Source organism: Enterobacter sp. S-33 (assembly GCF_028735835.1).
Lineage (GTDB): Bacteria > Pseudomonadota > Gammaproteobacteria > Enterobacterales > Enterobacteriaceae > Enterobacter > Enterobacter vonholyi.
In genome coordinates this window covers 1,542,241-1,556,825 of the sequence record NZ_CP117838.1, presented here as the reverse complement: position 1 = coordinate 1,556,825, position 14,585 = coordinate 1,542,241, and the positions used below count along the sequence as shown (strand labels likewise).

Sequence of the window (14,585 nt, the reverse complement as noted above, 5' to 3'; positions counted from 1 at the left end):
TTCGTTGAAATAGCCGCATATTCTACCCGTTATCGACGGGCGCGCCAAACCACTGATGATACCAAACGGGTAAAAATTGCTCTCGCAAGCGCCGGATTTGCCAGTGATGTTGCGAGAATGTCACCGATATTTGTCCAGAATGAGGGGTATCGTGCCAGATATACCCCTCTTTTCGATAGCGTCGGACAACTTTTGCTGACGGGAATCGCCATGCGTTATAGCGGGCCGCTGAATCCAGGGCGATTTTACCTTCCACGCGCTGTACCAGCGGCAAGGAAGAAGAAGTAATGCTGCCATGATGGGGCACCTGTATGAGGGTAGAGGTCAGATAACGCCAGTAATGGCTAAGCATAGCCTGTTCCGCCTGCGCTTCAATATCTCCTGTTAGCAGAACACTCTGCTCACCGTCGTCGATTTTTACCACGCAGGAATGGTTGTTTCCCTGAGCCGGGTAATTTTCAGGGGGCCAGTGTACGGTGAAGGAGAGTCCCTGCCATCTCCATCTCTCCCCGCGAAAACAGGGGTGATGCCCCGCCAGGCGCAATGGGCTTCTTACCCACAGGTCAGGCCATGCTTTTTGCAACGATGCGAGGCCTCCCGCATGGTCGAGGTGCTCATGACTGAGAATAACGCCTTCAGGCCGCAGGTGATGCCAGCGAAGCCACGGGATAATTAACCGCTGTCCGCTGTCCCCGCCCGGCCAGGCGAGCCCGGTATCATAGAGAATGGCTTTCCCCTGCCGTTCAATGACTATTGCCAGCCCCTGCCCCACATCCAGCATATGTAGAGTCCAGCTCTCGCTTTTTTCCGTTCTCCAGAGAGGAAATGTCAGTAAGACACTTCCTGCAAAAATAACGGCGGGAAGGGTTTTCCAGGCACGAAAACGCCAGCCAATGATGATAAGCCAGGGCAGTAGTGTCATGTACTGCCAGCGTTGATCTACACTCTGCCAGCCATCAGGCAGGCGCATGAGGATCCAGAATAGCCCCGCAAGTGACTTATCGGCTGCAAACCAGACAACGCTTTCCAGTGCTTCCAGCGGCAGCAGATGAAGCAGCATGCCGAGCAGGATCAGCGGTACGGAGACAAACGTCACCAGAGGAACGGCAAAGAGATTCGCGACCAGTGAGGTGAAGCTGAAGCCATGGAAAATCAGAACCTGTAACGGCATCAGCAGCATCAGCATACCGACCTGCAGAGAGAGCAGGTTCAGCAGCGGCCGTATACGTCGAGCCCGTTGCCAGTCAGGAAGAGGCAGCCACTGAAACCAGAAAATCAGCGCGGCGACGGCAAATGCGGACAGGGCAAGACTCTGCGAAAGTACGGCTAAGGGATCGCTTATCAGGATCGCTGCGATACAGCATCCCCATACCTGCCAGGGAGACCATTGGCGGGCAGCGATCCGCAACATTGCAAGCACAGCAAGCGCGATGACCGTTCGTAGCGCAGGAGGTTGCAGACCGGTAAGCCAGGCATAGAAGGCGGCAAAGCATAACCCAGCCAGGAGAGGCATTTGCCAGTGGACCCGATGGCTGGGTAATAAAAACTGGAGTCCACGTGCAAGTAACCAGACGAGGGATGCCGCCAGCGCGATATGCAGGCCCGAAATCGCCATCAAATGCAGCGTCCCGGTTTCACGCATCAGGTCTTTTATTTCCCGGGGAACATCCAGACGTTCCCCCATCCCCAGTCCGAGGATAACTGCACCCCAGCGGTAAGCAGAAAGTCGGTTTTGCAGTGACATCAGGTATTGCGCTCGAAGGCTGCAGCGCCCATCGACGAGTTCAGCACGGGTGAAGCGCCCACTCAGCGTTTGATGTTGGGCAAAGGCGCTGCGCTGAGAATCATAACCGCCGTCGTTCAGTTCGCCATGGGCAGGCCTGAGCCTGAGCGCCATGGTCCAGCGCTGACCGGCACACGCTTTCTGTGGCAGATAGTTGCCATACAGCGTTACGCCGGTTGAAGCCCACCAGCGCTTGCCATCAATGCTGCGAATGTTTCCCTGATGCAGAGTAGCGCCGTCGGTCGATGTGAGTTCTACCTCAGCCTGCACAGCCCCCGTGGTTAAATGCTGCATCGGCCAGACGCTCTCCTGCGCGGCCAGAATGCCCCACGCACAAAATAACAGCGTAATACCAGCATACTTCACTCGATGGTTTTGCCATGCAGCAAGCACTATCCCGCCAGCCACCATGACCCACACGGTGTAAGGTGATGGCAGTTCAGGTAACCAGAGTAACGGGGCTATCGCCAGAATGGCGCAGATACTAAGCGTGGGAATTCCCATTGCTACCTCCCTGTTTCAGAGCGGCAGTATGTATGCAAGCAGTGCGAAATGTCAGATGAGAAAAATGCGTTTTGCAGCGCGCGCTGTGTTGTTTTTATCGGCTTACAGAAAACGAAACTGAAAATGCGGGACATCTTCAGAATAAAAGCGACAGACACAAAAAAAGCACCCGCAGGTGCTTTCTTTCGAACCCAGTTTAACCGGCTGGCTAAACTCAGTTACCGTAAATATTGGCGCGATCGCGCAGTTCTTTACCCGGCTTAAAGTGTGGAACGTACTTACCTTCCAGCTCGACTTTATCGCCAGTTTTCGGGTTACGCCCGGTACGTGGAGCACGATAGTGCAGAGAAAAACTACCGAAACCGCGGATTTCAATGCGCTCGCCCTGGGCAAGAGTGGAGGCCATATGCTCCAGCATCTCTTTTACGGCATCTTCCACTGCCTTGGCAGGGATATGCGGTTGCTGACTGGCAAGTCTTTCAATCAATTCTGACTTGGTCATGATTCCTCCGGTTCCTTTCAAACCAATTAGCTGAACAGCTCATTAAACAAGGGCGGCCGTAGCCGCCCTTTGTTATTGATTACAGGACGAATCCTGCAATCTGTCAAGTTTGCTCCTCATCCTTCACGCTGTAAATGCGTTACAACGCAAATGATGCTGAGAACCTGATATTACTCGCCTTTAGCTGCTTTGAAAGCTTCAGCCATTGCGTTGTTAGAGAAGTTTGCATCTTCCTGTTTGTTAACAGTTGCGATTGCATCTTTCTCATCAGCTTCGTCTTTAGCACGAACAGACAGGCTGATTGCACGGTTCTTACGGTCAACACCGGTGAACTTAGCTTCAACGTCGTCGCCTACGTTCAGAACCAGAGTGGCATCTTCAACGCGGTCACGGGAAGCTTCAGAAGCGCGCAGGTAACCCTCAACGCCGTCAGCCAGTTCTACGGTTGCGCCTTTAGCGTCAACTGCAGTTACTTTACCGTTTACGATTGCGCCTTTCTTGTTCAGTGCAACCCAGTTGTTGAACGGATCTTCTGCGAGCTGTTTAACGCCCAGGGAGATACGCTCACGCTCTGCGTCAACCTGCAGAACAACTGCAGCGATTTCGTCGCCTTTTTTGTATTCACGAACTGCTTCTTCGCCTGCAACGTTCCAGGAGATGTCAGACAGATGAACCAGGCCATCGATGCCGCCGTCCAGGCCGATGAAGATACCGAAGTCAGTGATAGACTTGATTTTACCTTCAACACGGTCGCCTTTGTTGTGGGTTTCCGCGAACTGCTGCCATGGGTTGTTTTTGCACTGTTTCAGGCCCAGGGAGATACGACGACGTTCTTCGTCGATATCCAGAACCATCACTTCCACTACATCACCAACGTTAACAACTTTGGATGGGTGGATGTTTTTGTTGGTCCAGTCCATTTCGGAAACGTGCACCAGACCTTCAACGCCTTCTTCGATTTCAACGAAGCAGCCGTAGTCAGTCAGGTTGGTTACGCGACCAGTCAGTTTAGTACCTTCTGGGTAACGCTTAGCGATAGCTACCCATGGATCTTCGCCCAGCTGTTTCAGGCCGAGGGATACACGAGTACGCTCGCGGTCGAACTTCAGCACTTTAACAGTGATTTCGTCGCCCACGTTCACGATTTCGCTTGGGTGCTTAACGCGTTTCCACGCCATGTCGGTGATGTGCAGCAGGCCATCAACGCCGCCCAGGTCAACGAATGCGCCGTAGTCAGTGAGGTTCTTAACGATACCTTTGACTTCCATGCCTTCCTGCAGGTTTTCCAGCAGCTGATCGCGTTCTGCGCTGTTTTCAGATTCGATAACGGCACGACGGGAAACAACAACGTTGTTACGCTTCTGGTCCAGCTTGATTACTTTGAACTCAAGCTCTTTGCCTTCCAGGTGCAGGGTGTCACGGACTGGACGAACGTCTACCAGAGAACCTGGCAGGAACGCACGAATACCATTCAGCTCAACAGTGAAGCCACCTTTAACTTTGCCGTTGATAACACCGACCACAGTTTCAGCTTCTTCGTAAGCTTTTTCCAGCGTGATCCAAGCTTCGTGACGTTTCGCTTTCTCACGAGAAAGCAGGGTTTCACCGAAGCCGTCTTCTACTGCGTCCAGAGCAACGTCAACTTCGTCGCCAACCTGGATTTCCAGCTCGCCCTGGGCGTTTTTGAACTGCTCTGCCGGAATGGCGGACTCAGATTTCAGACCGGCGTCAACCAGTACTACGTCTTTGTCGATAGCAACAACAACACCGCGAACGATGGAACCCGGGCGGGTTTCGATTTCTTTTAAGGATTCTTCAAACAGTTGAGCAAAAGATTCAGTCATGTTTAATCTTCAGGTTAATATTAACGTCCACCTGGCTCCGTGCCGGATGGGGTTGTTTCACATACCCGCCGTCAATCCATTGCAGCGGGGGTACTGCTAAATCGGTCGCGATTACGCGAGTGCCAGTTTTTGGCGCGCATATTGTAGCGCTTTTTCAATCACTTGCTCAATAGTTAAACTGGTTGAATCCAGAACTAATGCATCTTCTGCTGGAACAAGTGGAGCGACGGCGCGGTTACGATCGCGGTCATCGCGCTCTTTTATCTCGGATAAAAGGCGATCAAAGTTAACACTAAACCCCTTTTCCTGCAACTGAAGCATGCGGCGCTGAGCGCGTTCTTCCGAAGAGGCGTCAAGGAAAATTTTCACAGGTGCATCAGGGAATACCACGGTTCCCATATCGCGTCCGTCCGCGATCAAACCCGGGGCTTCACGAAACGCGCGCTGACGACGTAACAACGCCTCACGAACGCGCGGGAAGGCCGCTACCTGAGAGGCCGCATTCGCCACTTCCTGAGTACGGATTTCCCCGCTCACGTCTTCCCCTTCAAGGATCACTTCCAGGTTGCCATCGGTCGACACGAAACGCACATCAAGATGCGCGGCCAGCGGAACCAGCGCTTCTTCTGACGCCACGTCCACGTGATGATGTAGCGCAGCCAGAGCCAGCACGCGATAGATTGCTCCCGAATCTAAAAGATGCCATTGCAATGCTTCCGCCATCGCTTTGCACAGAGTCCCTTTCCCTGCGCCACTCGGCCCATCAATGGTGATTACCGGGGCAATTGCCGTCATCTTTTTCTCCTTAAATAAGGCATACCGTTTACATGAACGCCGCGCATTATACGCGTCAACGTGCGCAACTGTTACCTTTGCGTGCAAATTACGGATTGATTGAAGCAGAGTGTAGAAGAAATGAACGGAAGTGTTCGTCAGGAAGCGTAAGGAAATGCCGCATCAGGCGATGCGGCAAGATGTTATCAGGCCAGCGTGCTAATGCGTGCCAGCTGTTCGAAGTAGTCCGGGAAAGTTTTCGCCGTACATTTCGGGTCAAGGATGGTCACAGGCGTGTCTGACAACGCCACCAGCGAGAAGCACATCGCCATACGGTGATCGTTGTAGGTTCCGATCTCGGCAACCTGCAGTTTTGCAGGAGGCGTGATGCGAATGTAGTCTTCGCCCTCTTCCACCTCAGCGCCGACCTTACGCAGCTCGGTCGCCATCGCGAACAGACGGTCAGTCTCTTTTACGCGCCAGTTGTAGATATTACGCAGCGTGGTGGTGCCTTTTGCAAACAGCGCCGCAGTGGCAATGGTCATCGCCGCATCCGGAATATGGTTCATGTCCATATCGATGGCCTTCAAATCGCCATGGGTACAGGCGATGAAGTCATCACCCCAGGTCACAACCGCGCCCATTTTTTCCAGCACGTCCGCAAAACGGATGTCGCCCTGCACGCTATTGCGACCAATACCGGTGACCTTCACGGTACCGCCTTTGATCGCGCCCGCAGCCAGGAAGTAAGAAGCCGACGAAGCGTCGCCTTCAACCAGATAGCTGCCCGGAGACTGGTACTGCTGCGCCCCACGCACCACGAAGCGCTGATAAGACTGGTTTTCCACCTCGACACCGAAGGTTTTCATCAGGTGCAGCGTGATATCAATATAAGGTTTGGAGACCAGCTCGCCTTTAATCGTAATAACCGTATCCTGCGGCGCCAGCGGCGCGGTCATCAGCAGTGCCGTCAGGAACTGGCTGGAGACGCTGCCGTCAACCTCGACATGACCGCCGTTAAAACCACCGCGCAGACGCAGTGGCGGATAGTTTTCCTGCTCCAGATACTCAACCTGCGCGCCGCCCTGACGCAGGGCATCCACCAGATGGCCAATCGGACGCTCTTTCATGCGAGGTTCGCCGGTCAGCACAATGTTGTTGCGCCCAAGACACAGGGCCGCCGCCAGCGGACGCATCGCGGTACCCGCGTTGCCCAGAAACAGCTCAAGCTCTTCATCCGTCTGCAGCGCGCCGCCGCTGCCGGTCACTTCGCAGCGGGTACGATCGTCGGAGAGAATGTAATGAACACCCAACGCTTTCAGCGCATTGAGCATATGGCGTACGTCATCGCTGTCCAGCAGGTTTGTAAGGACGGTGGTGCCGTTTGCCAGTGCTGCCAGCAGCAGAGCGCGGTTCGAGACACTTTTTGAACCAGGCAGATTAATGGTGCCATCTACCCGCGCGATAGGTTGTAACGTCAGGGATTCCATGAAAACTTAACTCTCAACTCAACATAATAAAAACCCCGCAGCAGGGCTACGGGGGTGAAAACAGCGCTATTAACCGTGGCGACGTTCGAAGTCGATCATGAAATCCGTCAGAGCTTTAACGCCTTCCAGCGGCATCGCGTTATAGATGGAGGCACGCATGCCGCCAACGACACGGTGACCTTTGAGCGAATGCAGGCCTGCCGCGAAGGACTCTTCAAGGAACACTTTATCCAGGCTGCTGTCCGCCAGCTGGAACGGCACGTTCATCCGGGACCGGTTAGCTTTCGCCACATCGTTGCGATAGAAATCGCTTTTGTCGATCACGCCATACAGCAGTTCAGCTTTCTGCTGATTCACCTTGTCCATCTGCGCCACGCCGCCGTTTTGCTTCAGCCATTTGAAGACCAGGCCTGAAAGATACCAGGCAAACGTTGGTGGGGTGTTGAACATAGAATCGTTATCGTTCAGCACGGTGTAATCGAGAATCGACGGGCAGGATGTATGTGCTTTACCCAGCAGGTCTTCACGCACGACGACGATAGTCAAACCGGCCGGACCGATATTTTTCTGCGCGCCCGCATAGATAACGCCGTAGCGGCTGACATCAATTGGCGCAGACAGAATGGTGGAGGAGAAGTCGGCGGCAACCACGACATCGCTGCCGAAGTTTGGCGTCTCGTCGATGGCAATCCCGTCAATGGTTTCGTTCGGGCAGTAGTGCAGATAGGCTGCGTTATCAGAAAGCTGCCACTCGCTCATTGGCTTCACGGCGCGCAGGCCATCAACGGTCACTTTGGCGTCGATAACATTCGGCGTGCAGTATTTATGCGCTTCTTTAACGGCGCTCGCAGCCCAGTAGCCCGCGTCAACGTAGTCAGCCGTCGTTTTGTCACCGAGGATATTCAGCGGAACGCCTGCAAACTGGCCGCGTCCACCGCCGTGGCAGAACAATACTTTGTAGTTCGAGGGAATATTCAGCAGATCGCGAAAATCCTTTTCTGCATCTTCGGCCACCTGAATAAACTCTTTACCACGGTGGCTGATTTCCATCACCGACGTACCGAGACCGTTCCAGTCACAGAGTTCCTGTTGAGCCTGTTTAAGCACGTCTGCCGGTAACATTGCCGGACCTGAACTGAAATTAAAGACTTGAGCCATTTCCCCTCACCACGCTAAAAGCCATAAGTTATAACTGTGGATATCGGTTTTATCATTCAGTGACACGCGCCGCAATGTCTAAAACTTATGACCCGTGAAATGTGCCCCGCGTCACACAAAACAATCTGCCGCCTCGCCATGACAAAACCGACAAAATGGCTGTCAGGTGATGCGTTTGGCCCGGCTAACCTTCGTCCATTCCGGATTTGCACAGCGGGGGCATAATTGACGATCCCCCGGCTGCATCGCGAGCACATGGCTACATCTCACGCAGGCATACTCGCCTGACTCAGGTACGGTTCTGAAACGCTCGATCAGCATATCCGGCAGGATACACAGTCCCGGCTTCACCTCGTCGTCAGAATAGTAATAGACGCTGATCTGCCCGTTGGTCTCCATGATCGCCAGACGCACCTGCCCGAGCTGTTCAACGCTATTCAGTCGTAGCTCCATAAAGAACTCGAACTCGGTCATATTGGCGCTTTGTACATTTTCCCAGGCCAACTGCCCGTCCTCGACGATAACGACCGGCTTCCCCTCAAGCAGATCTTCCAGCTTTTCGCTTTTCGACATCAGCCACATGACAAGGCGATAAAGAAGCGCCAGTGAAACAAAAACGATAAACACCGGCACCATCGGCACATCATCATAGAAGGCGACATCCCCCGCCGCTGAACCCAGCGTCAGGATGATCAACACCTCAAAGAGCGACATCTGCCGTACGCCGCGACGGCCGGTGATTTTAAGAAACAGGAAGACAAGTACGAAGGTATACAGGCTGCGCAACGCCACTTCGCCCAGAAATTCAGGAGGAACTTTATCAAACGCCATCCGCTGGAGATCAAATGCTTTCATTTTTCTATGCCTTAACAGTCAGTTACTGCCACTAAGCATAGCCCAGCCATTTATTTTCGCCGAAGATAGCACCCGTCACGCAAAACCCGTATCATTGCGCGCTTTACGTACGATAAAAGTGAACGCCATGACTCAAACGTTTATCCCCGGCAAAGATGCCGCTCTGGAAGATTCCATCGCTCGCTTCCAGCAGAAACTGACCGACCTGGGTTTTAACATCGAAGAAGCCTCCTGGCTCAATCCGGTGCCTCACGTCTGGTCCGTGCATATTCGCGATAAAGACTGTGCCCTGTGCTTTACCAACGGTAAAGGCGCGACAAAAAAAGCGGCACTGGCCTCTGCGCTGGGTGAGTATTTTGAGCGTCTGTCCACCAACTATTTCTTCGCTGACTTCTGGCTGGGCGAGACCATCGCTAACGGCCCGTTCGTTCACTATCCAAATGAAAAATGGTTCCCGCTGACCGAAGACGACGAAATGCCGGAAGGTATTCTCGACGCACGCCTCCGTGCCTTCTACGATCCAGACAACGAACTGACCGCCAGCATGCTGATCGATCTGCAGTCTGGCAATGAAGACCGTGGGATCTGCGCCCTGCCGTTCACCCGTCAGTCTGACGAGCAGACCGTCTATATCCCGATGAACATCGTCGGCAACCTCTATGTGTCCAACGGCATGTCCGCCGGTAACACCCGCAATGAAGCGCGCGTGCAGGGTCTGTCCGAAGTCTTTGAACGCCACATTAAAAACCGCATCATTGCCGAATCCATTAGCCTGCCTGAAATTCCGGCCGACGTGCTGGCGCGCTACCCGGGCGTGGTGGAATCCATCGCTAAGCTGGAAGCAGAAGGTTTCCCAATCTTTGCCTATGACGGCTCGCTGGGCGGCAAGTACCCGGTTATCTGCGTCGTGCTGTTCAACCCGACAAACGGCACCTGTTTCGCCTCCTTTGGCGCGCACCCTGACTTCGGCGTGGCGCTGGAACGCACCGTCACCGAGCTGCTGCAGGGCCGTAGCCTGAAAGATCTCGACGTATTCACCCCGCCAACGTTTGACGATGAAGAGGTGGCTGAACATACCAACCTCGAAACCCACTTCATTGACTCCAGCGGTTTGATCTCCTGGGATATGTTCAAACAGGACGCAGACTATCCGTTCGTGGACTGGAGCTTTGCCGGTACAACCGAAGAAGAGTTCGCGACGCTGATGGCGATTTTCAAAGCCGAAGACCAGGACGTCTATATCGCCGACTACGAGCACCTGGGCGTCTATGCATGCCGCATTATTGTTCCCGGCATGTCCGACATCTACCCTGCAGAAGATCTGTGGCTGGCGAATAACAGCATGGGTGCACATCTGCGCGAAACGCTGCTGGCTCTGCCTGGCAGCGAGTGGGAAAAAGAAGATTATCTGAACCTGATCGCCCAACTGGACGAGGAAGGCCACGATGACTTCACCCGCGTACGCGAACTCCTGGGTCTCGCGACCGGTAAAGACAACGGCTGGTACACCCTGCGTATTGGTGAGCTGAAAGCGATGCTGGCCCTGGCGGGTGGCGACCTGGATCAGGCCCTGGCCTGGACCGAGTGGACCATGGAGTTCAACCAGTCGGTCTTCTCTGCCGAGCGCACCAACTATTACCGTTGCCTGCAAACCCTGCTGCTGCTTGCACAGGAAGAGGATCGCGAACCGCTGCAATACCTGAACGCTTTCGTGCGCATGTACGGTGCTGAGGCTGTAGAAGCAGCCAGCGCGGCCCTGAGCGGCGAAGCGCCGTTTTATGGCCTGCAGGCTGTTGATAGCGATCTGAAAGCCTTCCCGGCGCACCAGTCGCTGCTGAAGGCCTACGAAAAACTGCAGAAAGCAAAAGCCGCTTACTGGTCAAAATAAGCGCACATAACATTACCAGCAGTAGGCGTATTCAATCGTCTGGGCTATATTACGGGGCAATTTCATTGCCCCGTTTTTTATTTTCTTCGGCAATGACTGTTGATTGTAATAATAAAGTTAAACATGGGTAAATATAATAATATTTACCTAGGCTTTACTGTTACTTTTTATGGTAAATACTCCATATTAATTAACTGTATCCGAGGTGGCTGAACGAAAAAATTCAACTCTTTTCATAACTTTTAAAATTTATTTTTATACGGATAATCAAACACTTACTCCGCATTTGCTGTAAATCCATACACACTGCGGGCCTATAAGCCAGGCGAGATATGATCTATATCAATTTCTCTTCTATAATGCTTTGTTAGTATCTCGTCGCCGACTTAATAAAGAGAGAGTTAGTGTGAAAGCTGACAACCCTTTTGATCTTTTACTCCCCGCTGCGATGGCCAAAGTTGCCGAAGAAGCGGGTGTCTATAAAGCAACGAAACACCCGATGAAGACGTTCTATCTGGCAATCACGGCTGGTGTGTTCATCTCTATCGCTTTCGTCTTCTACATCACCGCCACCACCGGTACTGCCGGAATGCCTTTCGGCATGGCCAAACTGATTGGCGGCATTTGTTTCTCACTGGGTCTGATTCTCTGCGTCATCTGCGGCGCCGACCTCTTCACCTCAACGGTGCTGATTGTCGTGGCAAAGGCCAGCGGAAGAATTACCTGGGGTCAGCTGGCACGTAACTGGCTTAACGTCTACGTGGGTAACCTGGTTGGGTGTTTGCTCTTTGTTTTGTTGATGTGGCTTTCTGGCGAGTACATGACCGCCAACGGTGGCTGGGGCCTTAACGTCCTGCAAACCGCCGACCATAAAATGCACCACACATTTATCGAAGCCGTTGCTCTCGGCATCCTCGCTAACCTGATGGTCTGCCTGGCTGTATGGATGAGCTACTCGGGTCGTAGCCTGATGGACAAAGCCTTAATTATGGTTCTGCCGGTTGCGATGTTTGTTGCCAGCGGCTTTGAGCACAGTATCGCGAATATGTTCATGATCCCAATGGGCATTGTCATCCGCGACTTTGCGAGCCCGGAGTTCTGGACCGCAGTTGGTTCATCCCCGGAAAGTTTCTCACACCTGACTATTATGAATTTCATTACTGATAACCTGATCCCTGTCACTATCGGGAACATTATCGGTGGGGGTCTGTTAGTTGGGTTGACATACTGGGTCATTTACCTGCGTGGCGACGATCATCATTGATGGTTTTCTCAGGCAGTAAATAAAAAATCCACTTAAGAAGGTAGGTGTTACATGTCCGAGCTTAATGAAAAGTTAGCCACAGCCTGGGAAGGTTTTGCGAAAGGTGACTGGCAGAATGAAGTAAACGTACGTGACTTCATTCAGAAAAACTATACCCCGTATGAAGGTGACGAATCCTTCCTGGCTGGCGCAACTGACGCGACCACCAAGCTGTGGGACAGCGTAATGGAAGGCGTTAAACTGGAAAACCGCACTCACGCGCCAGTTGATTTTGACACCTCCGTTGCTTCCACCATCACTTCTCACGATGCTGGCTATATCAACAAAGCCCTTGAGAAAATCGTTGGTCTGCAGACTGAAGCACCACTGAAACGCGCAATCATCCCGTTTGGTGGTATTAAAATGGTTGAAGGTTCCTGCAAAGCGTATAACCGCGAGCTGGACCCAATGCTGAAAAAAATCTTCACCGAATACCGCAAAACCCACAACCAGGGCGTATTCGATGTTTACACCAAAGACATTCTGAACTGCCGTAAATCTGGCGTTCTGACCGGTCTGCCAGATGCGTATGGCCGTGGCCGTATCATCGGTGACTACCGTCGCGTTGCGCTGTACGGTATCGACTTCCTGATGAAAGACAAGTACGCGCAGTTTGTTTCCCTGCAGTCCGATCTGGAAAACGGCGTAAACCTGGAAGCGACTATCCGCCTGCGTGAAGAGATCGCTGAACAGCACCGCGCGCTGGGTCAGATCAAAGAGATGGCTGCTAAATACGGCTGCGATATCTCTGGTCCTGCTACCAACGCTCAGGAAGCTATCCAGTGGACCTACTTCGGCTACCTGGCCGCAGTTAAGTCTCAGAACGGTGCAGCAATGTCCTTCGGTCGCGTATCCACCTTCCTGGATGCTTACATCGAACGTGACCTGAAAGCAGGCAAAATCACCGAGCAAGACGCTCAGGAAATGATTGACCACCTGGTCATGAAACTGCGTATGGTTCGCTTCCTGCGTACTCCTGAATATGATGAACTGTTCTCTGGTGACCCAATCTGGGCAACAGAATCTATCGGCGGTATGGGCGTTGACGGCCGTACTCTGGTTACCAAAAACAGCTTCCGCTTCCTGAACACCCTGTACACCATGGGTCCTTCTCCGGAGCCGAACATCACCGTTCTGTGGTCTGAAAAACTGCCTCTGAACTTCAAGAAATTCGCCGCTAAAGTGTCCATCGATACCTCTTCTCTGCAGTACGAGAACGATGACCTGATGCGTCCGGACTTCAACAACGACGATTACGCTATCGCTTGCTGCGTAAGCCCAATGGTTGTTGGTAAACAAATGCAGTTCTTCGGTGCGCGTGCAAACCTGGCGAAAACCATGCTGTACGCTATCAACGGCGGCGTTGATGAAAAACTGAAAATGCAGGTTGGTCCTAAATCTGAGCCGATCAAAGGCGACGTTCTGAACTTCGACGAAGTCATGGACCGCATGGATCACTTCATGGACTGGCTGGCTAAGCAGTACGTCACTGCACTGAACGTTATCCACTACATGCACGACAAGTACAGCTACGAAGCCTCTCTGATGGCGCTGCACGACCGTGACGTTATCCGCACCATGGCGTGTGGTATCGCTGGTCTGTCCGTTGCTGCTGACTCCCTGTCTGCAATCAAATATGCGAAAGTTAAACCAATTCGTGACGAAGACGGTCTGGCTATCGACTTCGAAATCGAAGGCGAATATCCGCAGTTTGGTAATAACGACTCTCGCGTTGATGACATGGCGGTTGACCTGGTAGAACGTTTCATGAAGAAAATTCAGAAACTGACTACCTACCGTAACGCTATCCCGACTCAGTCTGTTCTGACCATCACCTCTAACGTTGTGTATGGTAAGAAAACCGGTAACACCCCAGACGGTCGTCGTGCTGGCGCGCCGTTCGGCCCAGGTGCTAACCCAATGCACGGTCGTGACCAGAAAGGTGCTGTTGCCTCTCTGACTTCCGTAGCTAAACTGCCGTTTGCTTACGCGAAAGATGGTATCTCTTACACCTTCTCTATCGTGCCAAACGCGCTGGGTAAAGACGACGAAGTGCGTAAAACCAACCTCGCGGGTCTGATGGATGGTTACTTCCACCACGAAGCGTCCATCGAAGGTGGTCAGCACCTGAACGTGAACGTAATGAACCGTGAAATGCTGCTCGACGCGATGGAACACCCTGAGAAATATCCTCAGCTGACCATCCGCGTATCTGGCTACGCAGTACGTTTTAACTCCCTGACTAAAGAACAGCAGCAGGACGTTATCACCCGTACTTTCACTCAGTCCATGTAAGTGGAATTGACTGAAATCACGCGTTAACAAGCGTACAATAAAGGCTCCACGTCAGTGGGGCCTTTTTAGCACCCTCTCCACCTCAGTCTCTTTTGCCCGCTATCTATACTGAATGGATAACAGCCAAAACAGACTTAACACAGCCGGCTTTGAGCTGTGCATACACAGGCCCGGGACGGGCCGATGATG

General features: G+C 52.8%; 10 protein-coding genes. 3 read left to right on the top strand and 7 right to left on the bottom strand.

Annotated elements, in window-relative coordinates; all coding sequences use genetic code 11:
* Positions 1-22 precede the first annotated feature (22 nt).
* The 7 genes from PUP35_RS07250 to PUP35_RS07220 form a co-directional block, all read right to left on the bottom strand.
* Positions 23-2,287 carry a ComEC family protein gene (locus tag PUP35_RS07250; protein WP_274242464.1) on the bottom strand — a complete coding sequence of 755 codons (2,265 nt, stop codon included), beginning with the start codon at positions 2,285-2,287 and terminating at the stop codon, positions 23-25.
* Positions 2,288-2,501: 214 nt separating this feature from the next.
* Positions 2,502-2,789: an integration host factor subunit beta gene (ihfB, locus tag PUP35_RS07245; RefSeq protein WP_008499965.1), complete on the bottom strand. Its 288-nt coding sequence runs from the start codon at positions 2,787-2,789 to the stop codon at positions 2,502-2,504.
* A 170-nt stretch (positions 2,790-2,959) separates the two neighbouring features.
* A complete protein-coding gene (gene rpsA, locus PUP35_RS07240; RefSeq protein WP_008499966.1) occupies positions 2,960-4,633 on the bottom strand; it encodes a 30S ribosomal protein S1 in 1,674 nt (557 codons plus the stop codon).
* 111 nt (positions 4,634-4,744) lie between these two features.
* The gene (gene cmk, locus PUP35_RS07235) at positions 4,745-5,428 is read right to left on the bottom strand and encodes a (d)CMP kinase (RefSeq protein ID WP_024907794.1); all 684 of its coding nucleotides are present in this window, start codon (positions 5,426-5,428) and stop codon (positions 4,745-4,747) included.
* A 185-nt stretch (positions 5,429-5,613) separates the two neighbouring features.
* On the bottom strand, positions 5,614-6,897 hold the full coding sequence (aroA, locus tag PUP35_RS07230; RefSeq protein ID WP_111964567.1) for a 3-phosphoshikimate 1-carboxyvinyltransferase: 1,284 nt from the start codon (positions 6,895-6,897) through the stop codon (positions 5,614-5,616).
* A 69-nt stretch (positions 6,898-6,966) separates the two neighbouring features.
* Positions 6,967-8,055 (bottom strand): 3-phosphoserine/phosphohydroxythreonine transaminase, encoded by a 1,089-nt coding sequence (gene serC, locus PUP35_RS07225; RefSeq protein WP_274242463.1) that lies wholly within the window; start codon positions 8,053-8,055, stop codon positions 6,967-6,969.
* A gap of 162 nt (positions 8,056-8,217) precedes the next feature.
* Positions 8,218-8,910: a DUF421 domain-containing protein gene (locus tag PUP35_RS07220; RefSeq protein ID WP_111964569.1), complete on the bottom strand. Its 693-nt coding sequence runs from the start codon at positions 8,908-8,910 to the stop codon at positions 8,218-8,220.
* 127 nt (positions 8,911-9,037) lie between these two features.
* Here PUP35_RS07220 and ycaO point away from each other — a divergent pair, with 127 nt between their 5' ends.
* The 3 genes from ycaO (at position 9,038) to pflB (ending at position 14,396) form a co-directional block, all read left to right on the top strand.
* A complete protein-coding gene (gene ycaO / locus PUP35_RS07215; protein WP_115874634.1) occupies positions 9,038-10,798 on the top strand; it encodes a 30S ribosomal protein S12 methylthiotransferase accessory factor YcaO in 1,761 nt (586 codons plus the stop codon).
* A 406-nt stretch (positions 10,799-11,204) separates the two neighbouring features.
* On the top strand, positions 11,205-12,062 hold the full coding sequence (gene focA / locus PUP35_RS07210; protein ID WP_008499974.1) for a formate transporter FocA: 858 nt from the start codon (positions 11,205-11,207) through the stop codon (positions 12,060-12,062).
* 51 nt (positions 12,063-12,113) lie between these two features.
* Positions 12,114-14,396 (top strand): formate C-acetyltransferase, encoded by a 2,283-nt coding sequence (pflB, locus tag PUP35_RS07205; protein WP_023310992.1) that lies wholly within the window; start codon positions 12,114-12,116, stop codon positions 14,394-14,396.
* Positions 14,397-14,585 lie beyond the last annotated feature (189 nt).